The organism is Bacteroides sp. AF29-11, assembly GCF_003602895.1.
GTDB lineage: Bacteria > Bacteroidota > Bacteroidia > Bacteroidales > Bacteroidaceae > Bacteroides > Bacteroides uniformis.
The window spans coordinates 416-25,029 of sequence record NZ_QTLY01000002.1 but is presented as its reverse complement, the minus strand read 5'-3'; the positions used below and the strand labels follow the sequence as shown (position 1 = coordinate 25,029).

20 protein-coding genes are annotated in these 24,614 nt (G+C 48.8%); 7 read left to right on the top strand and 13 right to left on the bottom strand.

The window, feature by feature from the left end; translation table 11 throughout:
* Positions 1 to 119 precede the first annotated feature (119 nt).
* The 3 genes from DWZ03_RS02785 (at position 120) to DWZ03_RS02775 (ending at position 3,383) form a co-directional block, all read left to right on the top strand.
* Complete coding sequence (locus tag DWZ03_RS02785) at positions 120 to 1,430, top strand: Na+/H+ antiporter NhaC family protein (protein ID WP_120128725.1); 1,311 nt, start codon at positions 120 to 122, stop codon at positions 1,428 to 1,430.
* Between the two features lie 183 nt (positions 1,431 to 1,613).
* Positions 1,614 to 2,162 (top strand): 30S ribosomal protein S16, encoded by a 549-nt coding sequence (locus DWZ03_RS02780; RefSeq protein WP_005837359.1) that lies wholly within the window; start codon positions 1,614 to 1,616, stop codon positions 2,160 to 2,162.
* Between the two features lie 123 nt (positions 2,163 to 2,285).
* On the top strand, positions 2,286 to 3,383 hold the full coding sequence (locus tag DWZ03_RS02775) for a TlpA disulfide reductase family protein (RefSeq protein ID WP_044468594.1): 1,098 nt from the start codon (positions 2,286 to 2,288) through the stop codon (positions 3,381 to 3,383).
* A 156-nt stretch (positions 3,384 to 3,539) separates the two neighbouring features.
* On the opposite strand, the gene DWZ03_RS02770 is transcribed toward DWZ03_RS02775, so the two are convergent.
* Positions 3,540 to 4,511 (bottom strand): hypothetical protein, encoded by a 972-nt coding sequence (locus DWZ03_RS02770; RefSeq protein ID WP_005827419.1) that lies wholly within the window; start codon positions 4,509 to 4,511, stop codon positions 3,540 to 3,542.
* Positions 4,512 to 4,930: 419 nt separating this feature from the next.
* Here DWZ03_RS02770 and DWZ03_RS02765 point away from each other — a divergent pair, with 419 nt between their 5' ends.
* Positions 4,931 to 7,138, top strand: a complete 2,208-nt coding sequence (locus tag DWZ03_RS02765) for an anaerobic ribonucleoside triphosphate reductase (protein ID WP_008664325.1) — start codon at positions 4,931 to 4,933, stop codon at positions 7,136 to 7,138.
* A 137-nt stretch (positions 7,139 to 7,275) separates the two neighbouring features.
* A complete protein-coding gene (gene nrdG, locus DWZ03_RS02760) occupies positions 7,276 to 7,782 on the top strand; it encodes an anaerobic ribonucleoside-triphosphate reductase activating protein (protein ID WP_005827412.1) in 507 nt (168 codons plus the stop codon).
* A 164-nt stretch (positions 7,783 to 7,946) separates the two neighbouring features.
* Here nrdG and DWZ03_RS02755 read toward each other — a convergent pair whose 3' ends face one another.
* On the bottom strand, positions 7,947 to 9,293 hold the full coding sequence (locus DWZ03_RS02755) for a threonine/serine exporter ThrE family protein (RefSeq protein WP_005827410.1): 1,347 nt from the start codon (positions 9,291 to 9,293) through the stop codon (positions 7,947 to 7,949).
* A gap of 113 nt (positions 9,294 to 9,406) precedes the next feature.
* Between DWZ03_RS02755 and DWZ03_RS02750 the strand changes: the two genes are divergently transcribed.
* Complete coding sequence (locus DWZ03_RS02750; protein WP_008664322.1) at positions 9,407 to 10,129, top strand: DUF6064 family protein; 723 nt, start codon at positions 9,407 to 9,409, stop codon at positions 10,127 to 10,129.
* A 28-nt stretch (positions 10,130 to 10,157) separates the two neighbouring features.
* Here the strand turns inward: DWZ03_RS02750 and gpmA are convergent, their stop codons facing one another.
* Positions 10,158 to 10,904: a 2,3-diphosphoglycerate-dependent phosphoglycerate mutase gene (gene gpmA / locus DWZ03_RS02745; RefSeq protein WP_117749759.1), complete on the bottom strand. Its 747-nt coding sequence runs from the start codon at positions 10,902 to 10,904 to the stop codon at positions 10,158 to 10,160.
* Positions 10,905 to 10,940: 36 nt separating this feature from the next.
* Positions 10,941 to 11,237 (bottom strand): molecular chaperone DnaJ, encoded by a 297-nt coding sequence (locus tag DWZ03_RS02740; RefSeq protein WP_117749763.1) that lies wholly within the window; start codon positions 11,235 to 11,237, stop codon positions 10,941 to 10,943.
* Between the two features lie 243 nt (positions 11,238 to 11,480).
* Between DWZ03_RS02740 and fldA the strand changes: the two genes are divergently transcribed.
* A complete protein-coding gene (fldA, locus tag DWZ03_RS02735; RefSeq protein ID WP_008664319.1) occupies positions 11,481 to 11,987 on the top strand; it encodes a flavodoxin FldA in 507 nt (168 codons plus the stop codon).
* A gap of 124 nt (positions 11,988 to 12,111) precedes the next feature.
* Here the strand turns inward: fldA and DWZ03_RS02730 are convergent, their stop codons facing one another.
* The 9 genes from DWZ03_RS02730 to DWZ03_RS02685 form a co-directional block, all read right to left on the bottom strand.
* Positions 12,112 to 14,676, bottom strand: a complete 2,565-nt coding sequence (locus DWZ03_RS02730; protein ID WP_005827401.1) for a glycosyltransferase family 1 protein — start codon at positions 14,674 to 14,676, stop codon at positions 12,112 to 12,114.
* Between the two features lie 30 nt (positions 14,677 to 14,706).
* Positions 14,707 to 16,368: a glycogen/starch synthase gene (locus tag DWZ03_RS02725; protein ID WP_005827398.1), complete on the bottom strand. Its 1,662-nt coding sequence runs from the start codon at positions 16,366 to 16,368 to the stop codon at positions 14,707 to 14,709.
* 295 nt (positions 16,369 to 16,663) lie between these two features.
* Positions 16,664 to 17,083 (bottom strand): ATPase, encoded by a 420-nt coding sequence (locus DWZ03_RS02715; RefSeq protein ID WP_005827396.1) that lies wholly within the window; start codon positions 17,081 to 17,083, stop codon positions 16,664 to 16,666.
* 33 nt (positions 17,084 to 17,116) lie between these two features.
* On the bottom strand, positions 17,117 to 18,943 hold the full coding sequence (locus DWZ03_RS02710) for a V-type ATP synthase subunit I (protein ID WP_005827394.1): 1,827 nt from the start codon (positions 18,941 to 18,943) through the stop codon (positions 17,117 to 17,119).
* On the bottom strand, positions 18,940 to 19,545 hold the full coding sequence (locus tag DWZ03_RS02705) for a V-type ATP synthase subunit D (RefSeq protein WP_005827391.1): 606 nt from the start codon (positions 19,543 to 19,545) through the stop codon (positions 18,940 to 18,942). The genes DWZ03_RS02710 and DWZ03_RS02705 overlap by 4 nt, the downstream gene beginning before the upstream one ends.
* Before the next feature lie 120 nt (positions 19,546 to 19,665).
* Positions 19,666 to 20,991 carry a V-type ATP synthase subunit B gene (locus tag DWZ03_RS02700; RefSeq protein WP_005827389.1) on the bottom strand — a complete coding sequence of 442 codons (1,326 nt, stop codon included), beginning with the start codon at positions 20,989 to 20,991 and terminating at the stop codon, positions 19,666 to 19,668.
* Positions 20,992 to 21,131: 140 nt separating this feature from the next.
* On the bottom strand, positions 21,132 to 22,886 hold the full coding sequence (locus tag DWZ03_RS02695; RefSeq protein ID WP_005837368.1) for a V-type ATP synthase subunit A: 1,755 nt from the start codon (positions 22,884 to 22,886) through the stop codon (positions 21,132 to 21,134).
* A gap of 19 nt (positions 22,887 to 22,905) precedes the next feature.
* Complete coding sequence (locus DWZ03_RS02690; protein ID WP_005827384.1) at positions 22,906 to 23,745, bottom strand: DUF2764 domain-containing protein; 840 nt, start codon at positions 23,743 to 23,745, stop codon at positions 22,906 to 22,908.
* Positions 23,746 to 23,761: 16 nt separating this feature from the next.
* The gene (locus tag DWZ03_RS02685; RefSeq protein WP_005827382.1) at positions 23,762 to 24,352 is read right to left on the bottom strand and encodes a hypothetical protein; all 591 of its coding nucleotides are present in this window, start codon (positions 24,350 to 24,352) and stop codon (positions 23,762 to 23,764) included.
* Between the last annotated feature and the right edge of the window lie 262 nt (positions 24,353 to 24,614).

Below are 24,614 nucleotides of genomic sequence, written 5' to 3'. Positions count from 1 at the left end.
ATTTACGATGTACGATTGAAGTTTGTATTGTACAACAACCATTCTACGATTTCAAGAGTTATATCAATCGTACATCGTAAATCGTCAAATCGTAAATCCCCAATCGTAAATCGTAAATTATGTCAGCAACAACCGATACAATCTCCAAACCCAAAGGCGGCTGGTGGGCACTCAGCCCGTTGGCGGTGTTCCTTTGCCTCTATCTAGTGACTTCGCTCCTGGTGAACGACTTCTATAAAGTCCCCATCACGGTAGCCTTCCTCGCCTCATCCTGCTATGCCATCGCCATCACGCGCGGCCTGAATCTGGAACAGCGCATCTATCAGTTCTCCGTGGGCGCCAGCAACAAGAACATCATGCTGATGGTATGGATATTCATCCTTGCAGGAGCATTCGCCCAAAGCGCCAAGCAGATGGGCGCTATTGATGCGACCGTAAATCTGACCTTACATATACTGCCGGACAACCTGCTGCTGGCGGGCATCTTCATTGCCGCCTGCTTCATCTCCCTCTCGATAGGAACAAGCGTAGGAACTATCGTCGCACTGACTCCCGTAGCCGTGGGACTGGCGGAAAAGACGGGCATCGACCTGCCCTACATGGTCGCCATCGTGGTGGGAGGCTCGTTCTTCGGAGACAATCTTTCCTTCATATCCGACACCACCATTGCATCGACCAAGACGCAGGACTGCGTGATGAGGGACAAGTTCCGCGTCAACTTCATGATTGTAGTCCCCGCAGCTCTTGTCGTGCTGGGCCTCTACATCTTTCAAGGCCTGTCCGTCTCCGCCCCGCCCCAAGTGCAGACCATCGAGTGGATAAAGGTAATCCCCTACCTCATCGTGCTGGGCACGGCCGTAGCAGGTGTCAACGTCATGCTGGTACTGCTGCTGGGCATCCTCTCTACTGGAATTATCGGTATCTATACCGGTACCGCCTTTTTCGACTGGTTCGGAGCCATGGGAACGGGCATCACCGGCATGGGCGAACTCATCATCATCACCCTGCTGGCCGGAGGTATGCTCGAGACCATCCGCTACAACGGCGGCATCGACTTCATCATCTCCCGGCTGACCCGCCACGTCAGCGGCAAGCGGGGAGCCGAATTCAGCATCGCCGCCCTGGTCGGCATCGCCAATCTCTGCACCGCCAACAACACCATTGCCATCATCACCACCGGCCCCATAGCCAAGGACATCGCCCTCCGCTTCCACCTGGACCGCCGGAAAACAGCCAGCATACTGGACACCTTCTCATGCCTCGTGCAAGGAATCATCCCCTACGGAGCGCAAATGCTGATAGCCTCCGGACTTGCCGGCATTTCACCCATCAGCATCATCGGAAACCTGTATTACCCCTTCTGCATGGGAGCATGCGCCATACTCGCCATTCTGCTGAGCTACCCCAGGAAATACTCGGGAGAAGGATGAGTTATGGGTGACAAGTGATGAGTTATGGGTGACGTTGTGTGAACATTTTAAAAAAAACACCCCTCGTGCCAACAAATAACTCATAACTCATAACTCAAAACTCAAAATCTTTTCTTACCTTTGCACTCGCTATTACGAGATAGTAGCATAATTCAAATCATTAACTAAAAACATTTTAATTAAATGGCAACAAAAATCAGATTGCAAAGACATGGACGTAAAAGCTACGCTTTCTACTCTATCGTTATTGCAGACGTAAGAGCACCACGTGATGGTAAATTTATTGAGAAGATTGGTACTTACAATCCTAACACCAATCCTGCCACAGTAGATTTGAAGTTCGACCGCGCACTTGACTGGGTGTTGAAGGGTGCACAACCTACTGACACAGTTCGTAACATCCTCTCTCGCGAAGGTGTTTACATGAAGAAGCACTTGCTGGGCGGTGTAGCGAAAGGCGCATTCGGCGAAGCTGAAGCTGATGCAAAGTTCGAAGCCTGGAAGAACAACAAACAAAGCGGTTTGGCTGCTCTGAAGGCTAAGGAAGACGAAGCTAAGAAAGCTGAAGCAAAAGCACGTCTGGAAGCTGAAAAGAAGATAAACGAAGAAAAAGCAAAAGCACTGGCTGAAAAGAAAGCTGCTGAAGCTGCTGCAAAAGCCGCTGCCGAAGCACCGGCCGAAGAGGCTCCTGCCGAAGAAGCCCCTGCTGCTGAAGAAGCTGCTGCCGAATAATAGTAAGCACAGCGTTATCGCTAAAAATGGGATTAAAACTATAAAAATCCTCTCCGGTTCATATCGGAGGGGATTTTTTATTACTATATTTGCAGCTATAATCATTCATTAAAAAAACAAACAATGAAAAAGTTTACTTATCTGCTCGCTGTAGCCGCTGTATTTACAGCTTGTAACAGTGGAAACAACGGTTACACCGTAACCGGAACTGTAGAGGGTGCAGCCGACGGCGACACCGTATATCTGGAAACCGTGGAAGGACGCCAATTCGTAAAATTGGACTCTGCTGTCATCAAAGATGGAACATTTACCTTCAAGGGTACACAAGATACTGCTGTCAACCGCTACATCTCCTACAAAGCCGAAGGAAAAGACGGCGCAGCCATCGACTTCTTCCTGGAAAACGGCAAGATTAAAATCAACTTGTCGCAGGAAAACAACTCTGCCACCGGTACTGCCAACAATGATGCCTACCAGGAAATCAGAGCCCAAATCAACGGTCTGAACAAACAAATGATGAGCATCTACGAATCCATGTCGGACACCACACTGACCGACGAACAACGCGAGGCTAAAGGCAAAGAGATGGAAAATCTGGAAAACAGCATGATATCCGCCATCAAAGCCGGCATCAACAAGAACATCACCAACCCGGTGGGTGTACTCCTGCTGAAGCAGAACTACTACTACATGGATGTGGCAGACCTCGACCCGCTGATGCCCCAAATCCCTGCAGCTTACGACAACGACGAAGCCATTGTCAAGATAAAGAGCAACGTTGAGAAGATGAAAGCCACTGCCGTAGGCCAGAAGTTTACAGACTTCGAGATGCAGACGCCGGAAGGAAAAACGGTAAAACTGTCCGACTACGTAGGCAAGGGCAAAGTTGTCCTTGTTGACTTCTGGGCAAGCTGGTGCGGCCCCTGCCGTCGCGAGATGCCCAACCTGGTGGAAGCTTACGCCAAATATAAGAACAAGAACTTCGAGATTGTAGGCGTATCCCTGGACCAGAGTGCTGACGCATGGAAAGAAGCCATCAAGAAGCTGAACATCACGTGGCCGCAAATGTCCGACCTGAAATACTGGAACTGCGAAGGCGCACAGCTTTATGCCGTAAGCAGCATCCCCCACACTGTGTTGATTGACGGTGAAGGAACTATCCTTGCACGCGGACTGCACGGTGACGAGCTTCAGGAAAAGATAGCCGAAGCTGTCAAATAATAAAACCGGACACACCGGAGACTAAAAAAGGAGTGCCACACTTCGTCAATCGAAATGCCACACTTCACGAGGCCCAATCAATGGCATTTGCCTCTGTGAAGTGTGGCATTTCCCTTGCTGAAGTGTGGCATTCGGAATGATGGAATGCGGCGTTTTTCAAGAGAAGATACGCGCAGCCATTTCCATCCCCAACCTTACGGTTTCCCACTGTTTCTCCTCATCGGCCTCCGAAGGCGAAAGAAGCGCATTGGCATCCGGCAGACATAAAGTGAAACGTTTCAAAGGAATATAGTTCAATACACTTTCAGTTTTTGCCTGCAATTCATCCAACTCGTCCTCCTGAGGATAATGGGACAGCACAAAGCCAAACACCGCTTCCTTCTCGTGTATGAACCAGAGCAGACGGTTACGGTCGCACGCGCCACAGTCGTAATTCAGGAAATAAGCATCGGCCCCATGCAGTTGCACCAGCATGTCCGTCGGTGCATGGAATGCAACATACATCCCTGCAGGACGCTCACGCAAAACCCGGTTGTTGAGCCGGATGGTATCTTCCATTATCACCGAATGTACCCCGTCGAACTGGACGTAGCGGCAGCCTGCATCATAAAGTTTGGTAAGCAAAAATTTGTAGCAGGAAGCAATATCATCCGTCAAAAGCCGGATGTCGGAGTAAACGGTTTCTATCTGAGTCCGCTCCACACGTTGAATAATCTGGGTCATAACCTCTGCCGGCGAAGGGATATGCTGTTTTTTCATCACCCCTCCGTCCACAATGGAATCAAGAAATGCGAATTCTTCCAGAATAGGATGCCGTAGCAAACTGAGCCGTCCTGTAATCTCCAAAGGAGAGCCTTCGGAGAAAGGCCGGCCGTCTTTGGAACAAATACCCTCCCAGCTTTCCAAAAAATCGCGACTTCGGAAACCACCATCGGAAACAACCTTCATGCCTCCCAGCTCCAGCCGTTCCACCAGACTGCGCACTTCCGCATCTTCAACAGCCTGCAATATCTGCCGGCTCACCTGCCCGTTCTGATATTGCTCGCGGACATCCTTCAATGCACGAGGTACACAAAAAGCCCCAGCTATATCAATTTTAAACGGAGGAAATACATTTGCCATGTTCATCCTTTCTTTGATTATTATAATAATGATACTTTTGCCCCAATACCATGAGCAGCAAAGCAATACAATCGAATGGCAACAAGAAGTATTATCAAGGACTAAAAACCTTAAATAAACCAATTCGTTGCAAATATAACTAAAAAAATCGAAGATTCACAATCTGCCCAAAAGATTTATCTTCATTTGACACTTCGAAATCAGATGATGTTTATGCATGCAATAATAGTCAGTAATGAATAACTTTAAAAATTATTTTTCATTAGAAGTTTTCCACTTTAAACAATTACATCATTAATAATCAATAGATTAACACTTTTTAAACCACAAAAAGTTTTCCAAAAAGCAAAACCTATCAATAACTATAATATCTTTGTTTCCGCAATTAAACTAAAAAAGACAGTCATATTTAAGCATAAAAGGTTATGATACAGACAGTACTCAAGCGCGACGGGCGCGTCGTCGGATTCAACGAAGAAAAAATAGCAACGGCCATCCGCAAAGCCATGTTGCATACAGACAAGGGGGAAGACCTGCAACTGATACACCAGATTACGGACCGCATCTCTTTCAAGGGAGATTCGCAGATGACGGTGGAAGCCATCCAGGATTTGGTGGAAGTGGAGCTGATGAAGAGCAGCCGCAAGGACGTTGCCCAGAAATACATCGCTTACCGCAACCAGCGAAGCATTGCCCGCAAAGCAAAGACGCGCGACATGTTCCTGGAAATCATTAACATCAAGTCCAACGACATCACACGCGAAAATGCCAACATGAATGCCGATACCCCGGCGGGCATGATGATGAAGTTTGCCAGCGAAACCACCAAGCCTTTTGTGGACGACTATCTGCTGAGTGAAGAAGTGCTGGATGCCGTCACCCAGAACTATCTGCACATCCATGACAAGGATTATTATCCCACCAAGAGCCTGACATGCGTGCAGCATCCGCTGGACCATATTCTGAAATACGGCTTCTCTGCCGGACACGGCGAATCGCGCCCGGCCAAACGCATCGAGACTGCCAGTATCCTGGGATGCATCTCGCTAGAAACAGCCCAGAACGAGATGCACGGCGGACAAGCCATCCCTGCATTCGATTTCTACCTTGCCCCCTACGTGCGCAACAGCTTCATCGAGGAAGTCAAGAACCTGGAAGAACTGAATGGAAAAGACTATTCCCATCTCTATCAGAAGGAACTGGCCGACTATCTGCTACAGCCGTTGGACGGACTGACGGACGAGGACCGCATCGTGCAGCATGCTGTCAACAAGACCGTATCGCGCGTGCACCAGTCCATGGAGGCGTTTATCCATAACATGAACACCATCCACTCACGCGGCGGCAACCAAGTGGTGTTCAGCTCCATCAACTACGGCACAGACACCTCTGCCGAGGGGCGCTGCATCATCCGCGAGCTGCTGAAAAGCACCTATCAAGGGGTAGGAAACGGAGAAACCGCCATCTTCCCCATCCAGATATGGAAAAAGAAACGGGGTGTGAGCTACCTGCCTGAAGACCGCAACTACGACCTCTACCAACTGGCCTGCAAGGTGACGGCACGGCGTTTCTTCCCGAACTTCCTGAACCTGGACGCCACCTTCAACCAAAGCGAGGACTGGAAAGCCGATGACCCGAAACGCTACCAGCATGAAGTTGCCACCATGGGATGCCGCACCCGTGTATTCGAAAACCGTTTCGGACCGAAGACCTCCATCGGACGCGGCAACATCTCTTTCTCTACCATCAACATCGTCCGTCTGGGCATTGAGTGCATGAACATCGAAGACAAGGAACAGCGCATCGCCCGGTTCTTTGCCAAGCTGGATAGTATGCTCGAAGTGACCGCACGCCAGCTGCACGAGCGCATGGAGTTTCAAAAGACCGCCTTCGCCAAGCAGTTCCCGCTACTGATGTCTGCCTTGTGGATAGGCAGCGAGAAGCTGAAACCGAACGATACGATTGCTTCCGTCATCAACCAGGGAACACTGGGAATCGGTTTCATCGGGTTGGCAGAATGTCTCGTGGCATTGCTCGGAAAACATCACGGCGAATCTGGCGAAGCCCAGGAGCTGGGACTGAAAATCGTGACCTATATGCGCGACCGTGCCAACCAGTTCTCGGAGCAATACCAGCACAACTACAGCGTGCTTGCCACTCCTGCCGAAGGGCTGTCGGGCAAGTTCACCCGCATCGACCGTAAGAAGTTCGGCACGCTGCCGGGCATTACGGACCGTGACTACTACACCAACTCCAACCACGTGCCCGTATACTACAAATGCAGCGCCCGCCACAAAGCGGAAGTGGAGGCTCCTTATCATGAACTGACCCGCGGCGGACACATCTTCTATGTGGAGATAGACGGTGACGCCACCCACAATCCGGAAGTCATTATGCGTGTAGTGGACATGATGGACCGATACAACATCGGCTACGGTTCGGTAAACCACAACCGTAACCGCTGTCTGGAGTGCGGTCACGAAAACTCCACCCCAAACCTGGAAGAATGCCCGAAGTGCGGCAGCAAGCATATCGACAAGCTGCAACGCATCACCGGCTACCTGGTGGGGACAACCGACCGCTGGAACAATGCCAAGCTGGCAGAGTTGAACGACAGGGTCGTTCATAATTGAAAATTAAAAATTAAAGGGCTGCGCAGTGCAAAGCGGAGCTTCATTTTTAATGGTTGACGTTTAATTTTTAATGATTAATGTTCAGCTTCCTACCTGCGATGTTTAATTTTTAATTTTTAATTATTAATTCCCTACTCATGCTTTCTATTCTCGATATTTTAGAAGATACCACAGTAGACGGTCCGGGCTTCCGGACCGCCATTTATGCTGCCGGATGCCCCAACGGTTGTCCCGGTTGCCACAATCCGGAGTCGTGGGACATCAACCGCGGGCACTGGATGAGTACGGAAGAGATTCTGGAAAAAGTCCTTGCCGACAACTTTGCAGACGTCACCTTCAGTGGTGGAGACCCGATGTTCCAGCCGGAAGGATTCACCCAACTGGCACATGCCATCAAGGAGCGGAGCCGGAAAAACATCTGGTGCTATACGGGCTATACTTTCGAAAAACTACTGCGCAACCCGCGCCAAGCCCAACTGCTGAAGTACATCGACGTACTGGTGGACGGCAAATTCAAGAAAGAACTGAGGGATGAGGAACTCTATTTCCGGGGAAGCCGCAACCAGCGTCTGATTGACGTACAAACATCCCTGCAAAAAGGCGAAACCGTCATTTACCACTATAATCCGAAAAAGGGCATTTAAAAAAGAAGAAAAGTTTTCAAAAATATATGAGCACTTTTATAATGTTATAATATCAGGCGCGAATTACACGGAATAACACGGATTCAATAAACAAAATCCGTGAAATCCGCGTAATCCGCGCCTAAAAGAAAGTGTTAAGAGTTTTTTGACACCCTCCACCTATATCACCATTCTATAAATTTTCCTCTTTCCCTGCGCTTCTGCAGCTCCTCCTGAAGAAAGCGCTGCCTATCCTTGGCGATATACCGGCGGGCAAAGATATTGGGCACCGCCACTCCCAGCGCTATGCAGAGAATAATCAGTGAAGCCGTGATGCCGTTGGAAACAACCGCCGTCACCTCGCCTACCACACCGTGCATATTGATAAGCCCGAAAAGCGCACGATACATCAGCACTCCCGGAATCATCGGGATGACAGAAGGAATCGTCAGCACATGATTGGGAACATGGAACCAATGCACTGCCTTCACGGCTATCAGGCTGACAACCATGCTGCCCATGAACGAACCTATCACCGGTCCGTAACCCAATTCGAAATTGACAAAGTTACGCGTACAAACGGCAATGATACCGCCCACCGCAACAACCCACAACAAGCGCCGCTGTATGTTGAATATCATGGAAAATCCCATGGCAGCTATCGCCGCCGCAATGGCATACACCAGATAACTGTCATGAGGCACCATACTCAATTCGCTGAACTTCTTGTCAATCACGACATCCTCCACCGTCAGCAGGCGCATGGCTATTACAATGCCGAAGGCCATTGCACAGACCATCAGCACCGTATTCACAGCCCGCACAATGCCCACCTGGATATAATTGTCAATCATATCATCCACAAAGTTTATCAGCGGCACCCCCGGAACGATGAACAGTGCACACGCCAACAACGGATGATAGGGAGTTTCCGAGAGCCCGGCAAACGAAGACACATAGGCCAGACAGGTAGAAATCAATGCGGCAATGGCAATACTCATATAGTGATTGATGCCGAACTCCATGCAACGGGCACGGACGCGGAAGCCGGCAAAAGCGCAGATAGAGGTAAACAGAAACGCCATCCAGTCACCACCGAACAGTTTGCAGAAACCTCCGCAGGCAAAGCCGGCACCGATGGCAACAACGTATGGCACATAGTTCCGCTTCTTGTTTTTGATTCTTTCCAGTTCCTCCTCATACTGGTCGAGGGAATAGTCATTCTCAATAGCCCGCCAGGACAGTTTGCTGATTTCGGAAATGGCAGTCATGTTGATGCCATGCTTTTCACATTTCTGGAATTTGGAGAACGAATGCAGGCCGTCGCTCACATTCACCACCAGCATGGTATAACTTACGTCGATGTGGAGCTTTTCTTCCGGCAGCCCCAGATAGGCGGCAACACGGTTCAGGTTACGAACAACACGGTTTGTATCAGCCGCACTCTCCACCAGCAGCTGTCCGGTACGAAGCAATAAATCGAGTTTCCTGCGCAGCAGGGCAATCTCTTGTTCAGTCAAAGTCTTATCCATGAATCTTTTTACCTATTTTTTTTGGAGGCACAAAGATAGACAAAATGTAGAAAACGATTTCATTCTTTCGGCAGAAAACTCTACCTTTGCGGCCGTTTTTTTAATGGACACAAATGGAAATATTCTGGAATACTATCGCACAATACAACGAGGCCACCTGGTGGGCACAGTTCCTCATCACCGCAGCAGGTATCCTGCTCACCACGCAGCTCTACCGGAAACCGACCTTATGGGCAAAGCGCTCCATGAAAATCTACATGGTATTTCTGAACGGGTGGATATCCATCGTGTACTACATGATGTATTGCGGAGCGCGCGGACACCACCATATACTCGCCATCTTCTGGGGAGTGATTGCAGTGTTGTGGCTATGGGATTTGTTTACCGGCTACACTCCGTTCGAGCGCAACCCGAAATACAAGGTACTGGTGGGGGTACTCTATGCAATGCCTTTCCTCTACCCGCTCCTTTCGTGGGCACGCGGAATGGAATTTCCCATGATGACTACCACCGTGATGCCCTGCTCGGTAGCAGTTTTCACCATCGGGCTGCTGCTGGCTTTCTCGCGCAGGGTCAACCTGCTCGTCATTCTGTTCCTTTGCCACTGGGCGCTCATCGCCTTTTCCAAAGTCTACATCTACAAGATTCCCGAAGACCTCCTGCTGGCAAGCGCCACCGTACCTGCCATCTATCTGTTCTTCAAGAACTACTTTGAACAGAACTTACACAAGGAAACCAAGCTGGGCGCACGGCTCATGAACTGGTTCCTTATCCTCATCTGTATAGTGGTCGGGGTACTGCTCAGCATGACGCTGCTCCATGGAATGAGAGGATAAAGAAATAGCGCGCTTCCGCGCGCCAAAATCATTTCTTCTTTCCCTGATTGGCCACAGCCTCCATCAATTTCTTTATCTCCTCGGGATCACCCAAGAAATAGTCTTTCGTCAAGTTCAGCTCATCGTCAAACTCAAAGACGTAGGGCACCGCCGTAGGCAGGTTCAGATGCACAATTTCATCGTTCGAAATATGCTTCAGATGCTTGATAATACCCCGCAGGCTATTGCCATGAGCCACTACCAGCAATTCGTCGGCCGTCTTCAGATTCGGGAAGATGACACATTTCCAGTAAGGCATGATACGCTCAATCGTATCTTTCAACGACTCCGTACGGGGCAGTTCGGCATCGGGCACTTCTTGATAACGGTCCTCAAAACGCGGATTACGCGGGTCATCCTCGGCCAATGCATGCGGAGCCACATCAAAGCTCCGGCGCCATACCAACACCTGCTCGTCACCGTACTTGGCAGCCGTCTCTGCCTTGTTCAGCCCTTGCAACTGGCCGTAGTGTTTCTCATTCAACCTCCACGATTTCTCCACCGGAATCCAGTCCTGGTCGAGGCGGTCCAGCACACAATCCAGTGTCTTCACGGCACGCTTCAGATAGGAAGTATACGCCTTCTTGAAGCGGAATCCCTTTTCTGCCAGCAGCTCACCCGCCCTTACAGCTTCAGCAACGCCTTTCTCTGTCAAATCAACATCCGTCCACCCCGTGAAGCGGTTTTCCTTATTCCATGCACTCTCGCCGTGGCGAAGCAAAACAATCTTTTTCATATAGTCTCCTTTCAGTTTTACCTATAGAACACCCGGCTACCTCCTCTTGTTCATGCAATAGCGGACCACATATACCAAAAGTATCAGAAACGCCACCCACACCATGCTGATGACCGACAGGTAGCGGTTATACAAATATTCCCCTTCCTTCGGGACACGGTTGAAAGTACAGATTATGCAATTACAGCACGCATCGAGTGCATCATGCGAGAATACCGAAAAAACAATGATAGCCACCCCCGCAAGAAGCATCATCAAAGTCCCCCACACCAGCCACTTACCAGCCACGGAAGGATGGAATTGCGAATGAGTGGAATGTACGAATCTAACCATAAACACTTGTCTATTATTACCGGTACAAATGTCCTTCATTTTTAACAATCCGGCAATACCTACTTTTCATCAAAAAGAGAGTCTGCCATCCCAATTAGTAGGTAGCCGCGACCTCTATAAACCACGCCACAAGCTAACCCGAAATGGGGAGCGGCACAACACTAAAAGCCCTACATGTAGGTATTTCACGTTCTCCGGCAAAGCCTTTACTTTGCAGCAAACAATTTAATCACTTTATTTACAATGAAAAAGACTGGTGTTTTTTATGGTTCCAGTACCGGAACCTGCGAAGAGTTGGCTAACCAGATAGCCGAAAAGTTGGGAGTTTCCTCCACCGACGTACATAGTGTTGACAAGATGACCGCCGATAAAATCAAGGAATATGAAGTGCTGGTTCTAGGTACCTCCACTTGGGGAGACGGCGAACTGCAGGACGACTGGTATGACGGCGTAAAAGTACTGAAGAGCGCCGACCTTTCCATGAAGTTCGTAGCCCTATTCGGTTGCGGTGACTCCGAATCCTACTGCGACACATTCTGCGACGGCATCGGAGTACTCTACGAGGACCTGAAGGATAGCGGGTGTACCTTCTTGGGCAACAAAGTCAGCACGGACGGGTATTCCTTCTCCTCTTCCATCGCCGTGGTAGACGGTGCATTCGTAGGACTTCCCCTCGACGAAGTGAACGAAAGTAACAAAACCGCCGAACGCATTGACGCCTGGACAGCCGAAATAAAAAGCAAGCTCTAGAAAAGAAACAGACCATCCGTTTACTTTAAACGGATGGTCTGCCTGCATCATGCAGATGATATCTTTTATCTGAACAGATAATGTGTTCCGCCATATCCGCAGGCACATTATCTTTTTTATGCTCTTATACGAACCAGCGAACGTAGCAGAAGTCCTGACGGTGAGGCAGGTCTGCATTCTTCGGGAACATACGGTAAGAAACCTTGAAGCTACCCGCATTTTCCATCTTGTGCTTAGCTTGGAAAGTATAAAGGTTACCTTCTTTCTTCACTACATTGAACGGTTCTACGGAGTAAACATGCTGTTTGCCATCCTGAGCCGTATAAGTAGTCACCAGTTCCAGACCGATAGCATCGTTCAAGCCCTTCTCGTCGATAACGTAAGTAATGGTGTATTCCTTACCGCTCTCGATGGAGCCTTTCACCAGGTCTTCGGTCTTTTCGCAAGACACCACTTCAATGCTGTCCCACTTCTCGGCAACTTCTTCCTTCCAAGCAGCTATTTCCTTAGCCTTGGCACAACCGTCGGCAGCCAGCATCTTGAAACGTTTGGCCTCCTTGATGTAGAACTTGTCGTAATAGTCATCCAGCTGACGCTTCATTGTATAGTGGGGAGCAATCTGTGCGATGGAGTTCTTGATAGTCTTCACCCAACCTTCAGAATATCCCTTCTTGTTGCGTGCATAGAACAACGGCAGAATTTCTTGCTCAAGAATGCTGTAGATAGTAGCGGCATCGAGCTGGTCCTGATGTTCCTGGTTCTGGTAAGTACGCTTTTCGGTCAATGCCCAACCGGCACCTTCACGATAGCCTTCCAACCACCAGCCGTCGAGTACGGAGAAGTTTACAACACCGTTCATCAACGCCTTTTCGCCGGAAGTACCGGATGCTTCGAGCGGACGTGTCGGAGTGTTCAGCCAGATATCCACACCTGAAACGAGGCGACGTGCCAACTGCATGTCATAATTTTCCAGGAAGATAATCTTGCCCAGGAACTCCGGACGACGGGAAATCTCGATGATTCTCTTAATCAAGCCCTGGCCGGCACCATCGTGCGGGTGAGCCTTACCGGTAAAGAGGAACTGTACCGGATAGTCGGGGTTGTTCACAATCTTGGCCAGACGGTCGAGGTCGGTGAACAGCAAGTGTGCACGCTTGTAGGTAGCGAAACGGCGTCCGAAACCTATCAGCAGAGCGTTCGGATTGATTTTGTCCAGCAGGGAAACGATGCGTGAAGGATCACCCTGGTTCTTCAACCAAGTTTCACGGTATTGCTTGCGAACATAGTCAATCAGTTTGTTCTTCATCACCATGCGCGTCTTCCAGATTTCTTCGTCGGACACGTTATAGATAGCCTCCCAAATCTTGGGGTTGGACTGGTCGTAGAGGAAGTTCTCATCAAAATGCGCAGCATAGAGATGTTTCCACTCCGTAGCGCTCCAAGTGGGGAAGTGTACACCGTTGGTAACGTAGCCCACATGGCTTTCTTCGGGGAAGTAACCCTTCCAGATGGAAGCGAACATCTCCTGGGAAACCTTTCCGTGCAGCCAGCTCACACCGTTCACCTCCTGAGAAGTGTTGCAAGCGAATACAGACATACAGAAACGTTCACCCTTGTCGCCCGGATTGTTACGTCCGAGGTCCATCAGGTCGTCCCAGCTGATACCCATTCTTGAAGGATAGCCGCCCATGTACTTGCCGAAAAGGCCTTCGTCGAAGTAGTCGTGACCGGCAGGAACCGGAGTATGTACAGTATAGAGAGAAGAAGCACGTACCAGCTCGATAGCCTGGTCGTAAGTCAGACCTTCGGCCACGTAGTCACAGATGCGCTGTACGTTGATTAAAGCAGCATGTCCTTCGTTGCAGTGATAGATATCTTTCTTGATGCCCAGCTTCTTCAGCGTCAGAATACCACCGATACCGAGCAGGATTTCCTGCTTCAAGCGGTTTTCCCAGTCACCGCCATACAGCTGGTGAGTGATGGAACGGTCGAACTCGCTGTTCATTTCATTGTCAGTATCAAGCAGATAGAGAGAGATACGTCCAACGTTCACTCTCCACACATAAGCATGCACGTAGTAGTCCAGATAAGGAACATCCACTACCATCTGCTCGCCCTTCTCATCCAATACACGGTCGATGGGCAACTGGCCAAAGTTCTGTGCCTCGTAATTGGCAATCTGCTGGCCGTCCATAGACAATGTTTGTGTAAAGTAACCGTAGCGGTACAGGAAACCGATTGCACACAAGTCGGCGTTGCTATCGGAAGCTTCTTTCAGGTAGTCACCGGCAAGTACACCCAGACCGCCGGAATATATCTTAAGTACATGGCTCAAACCATACTCCATACTGAAATAAGCCACGGACGGGCGCTTGCTGTCAGGCTTCACATCCATGTATGTGCGGAACTTGGAGTATACGTCATCCATTCTGCGCAGAATAACTTTGTCATTTGCGAGTGCCTCGAGTTTAGCATAACTCATACGTTCCAGCAGAAGTACGGGGTTCTGTCCCACTTCTTTCCAGAGAGCAGGGTCAAGGTCTCTGAACAGTTCGGTGGCTTCATAATTCCATGCCCACCAGATGTTATGTGCCAGTTCAGACAGTTTCTCCAGTTCGGCGGGAATGTGCGATTTCACATTCACATCTTTCCAGTTAGGAGTGTTTACATTACTAACTTTAATCTTCATTGTATGATAACTAATTGATTAATAATTCTTTTATTTTAGTTGACGCTTCATGGCATTGCGCAGTGCAATGTCGTAAGCCTCGTAATAATATTGTATAAAGTGCTTCCACAAAGCCTGCTCTGCCACCTGGCCTGCACGCTTGCGTATTTCCTTGATTTCGGCTTCCGTCTTGGTAGAGAACAAGGCTACGGTGTCCTTGATGCCGTCTGCCACTTCGGAATAGTTATAGTCCGAACGGTGCAGCACTTCCACTCCGTCGTTTATGCCATGCTGGTTTTTCAGGCTGTTCACCCAAAGTCCGAAACCGGCAAGGTCGGTGGTGATGGTAGGCACCCGGAAAGCCACGCTCTCCAGCGGGGTATATCCCCACGGTTCATAATAGGACGGATAGACACTGAGGTCCTCGCCTAAAATCAAGTCATAATAATGCTTGTTGAGGATGCCATCGTGACCATCCTGATAGCAAGGTACAAAAATTACTTTCACCTTATCTTCGGGACGATTGCCCATACCGAGGTATTTCAGCATATCCAGCACCTGGTCGTGCGTCATATTGTGCAGCCAGTGGGTGATGAAAGGACACTGCAACGGTTCGGTGAACTTATCTTTGCTCTTCAAGCGCTTCTGCAAGTCCTCGCGGGGGTCTCCCACCCAGCTGGGCACGTTGACAAACGCCAATACTTTCTTCTTTAAATCTTTATCGCGGTTCAGCCGGTTCAATGATTCCAGGAACACATCGATACCCTTATTTTTGAACTCATAGCGTCCGCTGGTACCGATAATCAGCGTATCGTCGCCCAAGTCCTCACCCAGCAGGCAGTTTGCCACACGCAGCATGGTGGAACGGGCACGTTTGCGCTTGCCGGTAAAGGTGGCGCCTTTCGGTACAAAATCATCTTCAAAACCGTTCATCAGCACAACATCCGCAGGCTTGTCAAGCAATTCCCTGCATTCGTTGTTTGTGATTTCGCTCACAGTGGTGAAACAGTCCACATAGTGGGCCGTCTGCTTTTCAATGGAATGTTTGGACTGCATGTTCAGCTCCTCCGCCATCTGGTCGCCGTTGTAGGCGAAAAGATAATCGTAAAGCGGCTTGTTGTTGCCAGCTATGGAGCGGCCGATGGACGTGGCATGGGTGGTGAAGATAGTCCCTATCTCGGGAACGGCAGACTGAAGATAGAGGGCGGCCATGCCGGTCATCCACTCGTGTGCCTGGAACACCACTTTGTCCGTTTCCGTCAAATTATAGCGATAGAAGCTCTCTATCACCTTGCCGGTAGCGAAAGCAAACATGGATGCTTCGTCATAATCACCATATCCATGCAGTGAATCCACCTGATAGCGGTTCCACATTTCTGTATAAATCTCATTTTTTTCTGCAAAGAACGGTTGGAAATCAACCAATATAACAATAGGTTCTCCCGGAATGTTCCAGCGACCTACGCGGACGGAAAGATTGTCTTTCAACGCTGCATGTTTTTTCCACGCTGCACAAAGGTTATCAGACTCAATGAACAAAGGGTTCTCTTTTCCCTGCCAGAAATCCGGCCCTATAAAGAATAATCTATCGCGAAATTTAGTCTGTAAAGTATTTGCCCTTGTAGACAAAACTGTATAGATACCGCCTACTTTATTACACACTTCCCAACTCGCTTCGAAGATGTAATCGGGGGTAAGTAGTTCTTTAGTCATATTATGTTATAATCTCTTTATCTTAATTACGGCTGCAAAAGTACGTATTATTCTTTGAAAAATAGCCTTTTAATCGAAAAAACTGATTAAATATGCATAAACAATCGTTTGCGGAATGTCATAGTTTAGCCACAAAAGCCCCATTGGCTCGCCCATCCATGCATTTTTCGTCTAAAATTCCCGAAGTTTCAAAAAAGAATTCCTGGAGTTTTCAGTTGAAGCCCCAGGAATTTAAACAAAAAACCCCAGGGATTTCAATTGTAAATCCCTGGGGTTTATTTTCTTATAATCCGGATTATACCATCAATGCAGCTACCAGCGCCAAAATAGCGTAGAATTCAGGAAGCGCGGCGTAAATCATTGTATTGGTCTGTACGTCGTGTCCCTGGGAAATACCCACAATACCGCTAGCACAAATCTGTCCCTGACGGATAGCGGAGAACAGGCATACCAGCCCCACACCCAGTCCGATGCCCAGCATCAAAGGGCCGTCCGTAGCAAAATCCCTGCCCATGGACATCAGGAAAGCCACGAAGCCGTAAAGTCCCTGCGTAGCCGGAAGGGCCGACAAAATCATATAACTTGCTGACTTGGAAGGGTCTTTCTTCAACGCACCTTCTGCCGCACTACCGGCGATAGTTGTACCGAAGCAACTGCCAATTCCTGCAAGGGCCAACATCAGGCCCAGACCGAGATAACCTAAAATTTCATTCATAATGTTTCTATTTTTATTTGTTTTTTAATTTGTTTATTTCTTTACTACTGTAAAAGGTTTATAGGCTTCGCCCTTACCTTCGTAACCGGAATTCTTGAAGTATTCCACAAATGTCAGACGGAGCGGGTGTACAAAGGCACTCAGACAAGACATGGCAATGTTCAGCGTATGCCCGAATATCAGTATCAGACCGCAGAACAGCCATCCCAGGGCCGGACCTGCAGCATCGTTCACCATGAAGGCAAGCTGGTTGAACACGCCTCCAAGCATACCGCCTGCCAAGCCGAGGGCATAGAGACGGATGTAGGAAAGTATATCGCCCATCAATCCGGTTGCCATGTTATAGGTATCCCATACTCCGGCACCGATGTTGACAAATACATTCCGGTGGATATTGTTCAGCAGGTAGATACCGATGGCAGAAACACCGCCAATCACGATAAATGCCCACGTAGACACGTCTTCCGAAATTATTTTGAAGAAGGAAAGTCCGCCGGTGCAGATAAATCCCACCACCAGCAACAGCCATCCCCAAGCACTGAGCGACTCCTTGAAGCCGAAACGAACGGTCTGTCCCACGGCCTTCACCGTCATGGCAATGCAGATGTGCACCGCACCGATAATCAACGCCAGCAGCATTTGCTTGTCATAGGTAGTCTCACCTATCTTACCCACAATCATGAATTCCTTCAGTTTGGCGGGTATCTCCAGGTCAAAGAGGCTTACACCGAAGAAGGTTCCCAATATGGCACCGATGACGGACGTAAATATACCCAACGTAATCACCAGGTTCATCATGCCTTTCATGGACTTGGACATCTTCCTTTTCAAAATGAACCCGAGTGCAATCAGTACCAGACCGTAGCCCGCATCTCCCATACAGAAAGCAAAGAAGAGCGAGAAGAATGGCGCAAGTATCGGTGTCGGGTCGAACTCGGCATATTCGGGCATACCGTACATTTTGGTAAGCACTTCGTACATGCGTGTATAGGCGTTGTTTTTCAGCTTGATGGGAGCATTGTCCTCGCGCTTGGCAGCCCTTATCTCATAATAAGTGCCGCTTTCATCGAGAAGTTTCCTCACATCCGCCTCGCAGTCTTCGGGAATCCAGCCTTCCATCAACACTACGGCACCTTCTGCCATATGTTCGCTGTTCAGCTTGACTTTCAGCAGGTCTATCTCTTCCTGGAGCTGTAGGTTGTACTTCTCCAACGTGCAGTAATTCGCTTTGCAGAATTCTTTCAATCCGGCATGTGCCTGCACAAGGGCCTCTTCCGTATCGGCTTTCTTCCGGCTCAGTTCGGAGAGGCTGAGTGAAGGTAGACGGAGCGGTTCCACATCCAGTTCTACCGGTTGGGGAGTGACGGTCACGAAATAAAGATGCCCGCCGTTCTCTTTCACCACGATGGCATTGTAGTCCTCTGCCCACGCTTCGTTATAGTCTTTCTCCGGGCAGGTATAGAACTGCACGAACCAACCAGCATCTTCCAGCTTGCGGATGGCTCTCCAATCGAAATCGCCCCAGACTTCCATCTGCACCACATCCTTGTCGATGGCGGGAATCTGCTGGTTCAAGTCTTGTATCCGCGCCTGCAAGTCCTCGTAGAATTTCACCAGAGCATCGGCCGACAACTCTTTATGCACCTTTTCTTCCGGCTGTTTGTCTGCCAGGGTGTGCATGCTCTGAAGCATATTCTTGTAGAGCGTACGCTTCTGCATGAATTGCTGCAAGGTGTCGTCCATCTCGCCGCACTGCCTTTCCACAACGTGCACCACGCCCAGTTCCCGGATTTGTGCCAGAAATGCTTCGTACTCCTTATGATACACAAGGAACGTGAGCTTCTTCATTTTCGTAATCATGCCTCTGCCTCCTTCCTTTTCTCCTGATGGGATTTCATGATTTTCTGCGATGACTTGGAAAGGTTCTCCTCGTCTTCCATAAACCGCTTGATTTTGCGCAGAGCATCCTGATAACCCGGAATCTGTACTTTCTCAAAAAGATTCACCTTCTGGGTGGTCTTTTTACGCGCATGTTCCAACAAGTTCAACTTGGCAACAGTAAATTCACGCTCGATGGCAGTATGTGCCAGTGACTTAAGCAAATGCAGCCCGTCTGCATACCATTTGGGCGCATTGAACAAGCTGTAAGGGCGTATCTCGAAATCTACATTCTCGAGCAACGGCACCCGTACACCGGCAATCTTCTTTACACCGAGATGAACATCGCTGACCTTTATCAATGAAGCGTCGAACTCATTCCAAAGGGCGAACATGGCTTCGTAAGCTTGGATTTCCTTTTCCAACCTCGCGTCCAACGCGGCAGCGTCTCCCTTGCAGCGCTTCACTTCCATACGCAGGGCACTCTCCTTATTCTTAATAATGGGGAGTGTGCGCACGCGCACCTTCAGTTGCTTTTCGAGTTGCTGAAGCGAGGTTTTGTTATATTGAAACTTAATAGCCATTTTATTTACGATTTAACGATTTACGATTAGACGACTGAAGCTACTCAATTTCTCAATTTACAGATTTACAATTTCAGTAATATCAATCGTAAACCGTAAATCGTCTAATCGTACATTTATTTAGTTTGCTTTCGGCCAGAACTGGTCCACAAGCTCTTTCTTGATATTCACCTCTTCCGGACGGAAATACTTGCCGAACAGACTCCATGCCACATCGAGCATCTCTGTGGTATCGAGGTTGACATCGATGGCCAGTAGCTGGTTGGAGTAGTCCTTGGCAAAGGCAAGGGTACGTTCGTCGTAGTTCGTCAGGTCGAAACCGTTTTCAAGCTTGGTTTTGGCGTTGGCGGCATCGGCGTACAGACGTACGGCGGCATTCATCACCTGCGGATGGTCCTTACGTGTCTTTTTGCCCGTAACAAGCTGTTTCAGACGGGACAAGGAACGGAACGGGTCAACGATAACCTTACCGATATCGCTGTCACGACGGAGGAACAACTGGCCTTCCGTGATATAACCCGTATTGTCGGGCACGGCATGCGTAATGTCGCCACCGGACAGAGTCGTCACCGCAATAATCGTGATGGAACCGCCGCTTGGGAACTGCACCGCCTTTTCGTATATCTTCGCCAAGTCCGAATAAAGGGAACCCGGCATGGAGTCCTTCGAAGGAATCTGGTCCATACGGTTGGACACGATGGCGAGCGCATCGGCGTAGGAAGTCATATCCGTCAGCAGCACCAGCACCTTTTCATTATTGTTTACAGCAAAATACTCGGCCGCCGTCAGTGCCATATCCGGAATCAGCAGACGCTCTACCGGAGGATTCTCGGTGGTATTCATAAAGCTGACGATACGGTCGAGCGCACCGGCATTGGAGAATACGTTCTTGAAGTAGAGGTAGTCATCGTTCGTCATACCCATACCGCCAAGGATAATCTTGTCGGTCTCCGCACGCAGAGCCACATTCGCCATCACCTGGTTGAAGGGCTGGTCGGGGTCGGCAAAGAACGGAATCTTCTGTCCGGACACCAGCGTATTGTTCAAGTCGATACCTGCAATACCGGTTGCAATCAGTTCCGAGGGCTGCTTACGGCGCACCGGATTCACGGATGGACCGCCAATTTCCACCTCCTCGCCTTCAATGGCCGGACCACCGTCGATGGGGTCGCCAAAGGCGTTGAAGAAGCGTCCGGCAAGCTGCTCGCTCACTTTGATTGTAGGAGCCTTGCCCAAGAATACTACCTCTGCATTGGTGGGAATACCTTCCGTACCCTCAAACACCTGCAAAGTCACTTCGTCGCCGGCAATCTTCACCACCTGGGCCAGCTTGCCGTTTACGGTCGCCAACTCGTCATACCCCACTCCGGTTGCCTTCAGCGAACACGTAGCTTTCGTAATCTGAGTAATCTTGGTATATATTTTTTGAAATGCTTTTGTTGCCATCTATTTATTTACAATTTAGCAATTTACTATTTACTATTTAAATCTCTGCCATCCTATTCTACTATTTTCCTATCTACAACCTCCGTACACCTGCATCCGCAAGGCAAATAGTAAATTGTAAATAGTCACATAGTACATCCTTAGGCTTTACGTTCCTCAACCAGTTCCTGCAACTGCTTATGGAACTTGTCGTATTCTTCCGACTTAAACTTCGAGTAGTTCATCTGCTTACAGATGTTAATCATTTTCTTGAAGTAATCCATTACTTCGTTGAAGTTGTCGAACTCAAATTCAGTATGACAGATTTCTATTACCATATTCAGAATCTCCTCCTGACGCTCCATCGGGGTCACGGCATCAATTTCATCAAAGGCATCCTGCTGCAGAATAACGAAGTCAATCAATTCCGATTTCCAGAAAGTCACGTGATATTCTACGGGCACACCGTCGTCACCCAGGATGTTGATTTGCTCGGCAATCTCCTTACCACGCTGCAGGCGGGTCTTGATTTCATTCACCTTGCCAATCCACTCACCATTGATGTGCTTGGTGATATACTCTTCAAATTCAGGGTATTCTATATATTTGGAATACGAGTCAATCGGATTTACGGCAGGATAACGCTTCTTGTCGGCACGGTCTTGCTCAAGGGCATAGAAGCAGCGTGCCACCTTCTTCGTATTCTCGGTTACCGGCTCCTTCAAGTTACCACCGGCAGGCGATACCGTACCGATGAAAGTAATGGAACCGGACTCGCCGTTGTTCAGCTTCACATAACCCGCACGGCCGTAGAAGTTAGAGATGATGGAGGACAAGTCCATCGGGAAGGCATCGGGACCGGGCAACTCCTCCATACGGTTGGACATCTCGCGCAATGCCTGCGCCCAACGTGAAGTGGAGTCCGCCATCAGCAGTACCTTCAATCCCATGCTTCGGTAGTATTCTGCAATCGTCATAGCCGTGTAGACAGATGCCTCACGGGCAGCCACCGGCATGTTCGAAGTATTGGCAATGATAATCGTACGTTCCATCAGCTTCCGTCCCGTATGCGGGTCAACCAATTCGGGGAATTCTGTAAAGATTTCCACAACCTCGTTGGCACGCTCACCGCAGGCAGCGATAATTACGATGTCCGCTTCCGCTTGTTTTGAAATGGCATGCTGAAGCACCGTTTTTCCAGTACCGAACGGACCGGGGATAAAACCCGTACCACCTTCCACAATCGGGTTTACGGTGTCGATTACACGCACACCGGTTTCCAGCAATTTGAAAGGACGCGGTTTTTCCTTATAGTTGGTCATGGCGCGCTTCACGGGCCATTTCTGTATCATGTTCACCCGGATGTCATTACCTTCGCTATCCGTCAGCACTGCAATGGTATCCTCAATGCTGTAATCACCTTCCTTTGCAATGGATTTCACGGTGCACACACCTTTCTGTTCAAAAGGCACCATGATTTTCAGAGGTTGGAAGTTTTCGTCCACTTGTCCCAGCCAGGCAGCGGCTTCCACTTGGTCGCCCACCTTTGCCAAAGGCACAAAATGCCATTTGCTTCCTTTATCCAGCGGATAGGTATATTGCCCGCGTTTCAAGAAAACACCGTCCATCTTATCGAGGTCGTTTTGCAGACCGTCGTAGTTTTTCGAAAGCATACCGGGCCCCAGTGTTACTTCGAGCATATGTCCGGTAAACGCAGCTTCGGCCCCCACTTTCAGTCCGCGGGTACTCTCAAATACCTGCACGTAGACCTGGGTACCTACTACCTTAATCACCTCCGCCATCAACTTGTCTCCTCCGGTCGAGATATAACAAATCTCATTCTGCGCTACCGGTCCGTCGACGACGAGGGTCACCATGTTGGCTATTACGCCACTAACAGTTCCTTTTGTTGCCATATATTTTTAGTTGTTTATTTTATCTGAATTCTGCGGGTATCTGCACCTCGTCTTTCAAGGCAGCGATAATGCTGCGGAACAGTTGGTTACCCTTCTCTTTATCCAACGAAATCCACCGTTCTATCATCTCCAGCTGTAGCAGGAAGACAAACAGACGTTCCACGGTAAAGTAATCGAAGAATGTGGCCTCCTCCATCCAGTCCCAGCGAAGCTGGTCCAGTTTCTTTTCCCGGTCCACCAGTTCCTCCGTCTCACTGATTTTCACCAGCTGCTCCAGATAATCCACCTCAGTACCCAGACCGAAGTCACGGGCATTGGAAGTACGCAGAGCCTCGCACACTTCCGTATCACCCACAATCAGCGGAGCAATGTCCAGCTTGAACTTACGTGCTGTGAGCGCCACCAATATATTATTGAGAGTGAGGTTGAAGCCAAACCAGGAAGACACAAACTGATTCCTGCATTCCATGGCATAGGCGTAATAGAGCGCTGCCAGGCGGTCTTCATACAAGAAACCGTCCTCGGCAGGCAGGCTGAAGTATTCGGAAATGAACGTAGAGAGATAAGATGGGAATACACTGTCAGAGACTTCGTCGCCATCCTTCAGTTGTGAGATATATTCCGCCAGTTCCTCCGACGAATAGTTTCCGCGCGGGTCGATGGCAGCATCCTTATCCTTCAATAGTTTCAAGACATTTGCATTATCGAATTTCAGATAAAACAAATCTATCAACTTTTTATCATCTTCCGACAAGGCAGGATATAGTTCCGTCTTGAAATCGGCTACTGTATAGCTCAGTTTACTGTCTTCCAGAGTAAGTTCAGGCAAACCGGCTACCAAGTAATAGTATTTACTCATAATCCTGTGGGAGTTTTTAGAACAGCATTTCCACTAATTGCGGACGCAGGAATTCCTTGAAGTAATTCATAAATTCTTCTTCGCCGAAGTTCACCTTGTACGAACCATCGGCAGGCGATACGGAGAACAAGGTTTTGATGCCATTCACTTGCTCAATCTTCACACCCTTGTCCAGCAGGTCTTTCGCCTTCGCTGCGAAATATTTTGTCAAGCCTTCCGCATCGGCAGTAGAGATAACGATTGGTTCGTTCACACTCCATTTGGACGCCAATGCAACGATGAAGGCATTAAGATAATCCTTGTTTGCAGCAAATGCCTTTACATCGGCATTCACAATGTTGTCCGTCACCAACGTAGCGATTTCGGACTTCAGAGCATTCACAGCCTGACCGGCAAACAACTTTAATTCAGATTTTGTATTCTCTGCCAGTTCATCGGCAGACTTATGAGCGGTAGCCACGATAGAATCCGCTTCCTTGTGAGCATCCTCTATAATTCTCTTGGCTTCTTCCTGAGCTTTTGCGATAAGTTTCTGTGCCTCTTCGTTTCCTTTCTCTACGCCTTCGCGGTAGATCTTATCGGTCAGCTCTTGAATCTTGTTTTCCATATTTGCAGGAGTTATTATATGATTTATATTACAATATTAATTGCGTGATTTTTTCCCTTCCTATTAGATTCACGCCAAATTTACAAAAATCCATTTGATATTGAATAGAAAGAAAGGAAGAAAAGTTCTTGCTCTTCCAAAAAAAACTCATTTTACACCAACTTTGTTCTGTAATGATAACAAAAGAATGACAAAAGAAGCAGAAAAATACGTATGCAACAACGCATGACAGGGATTAAGGGGAGCAGTTCCGGAGGTATAT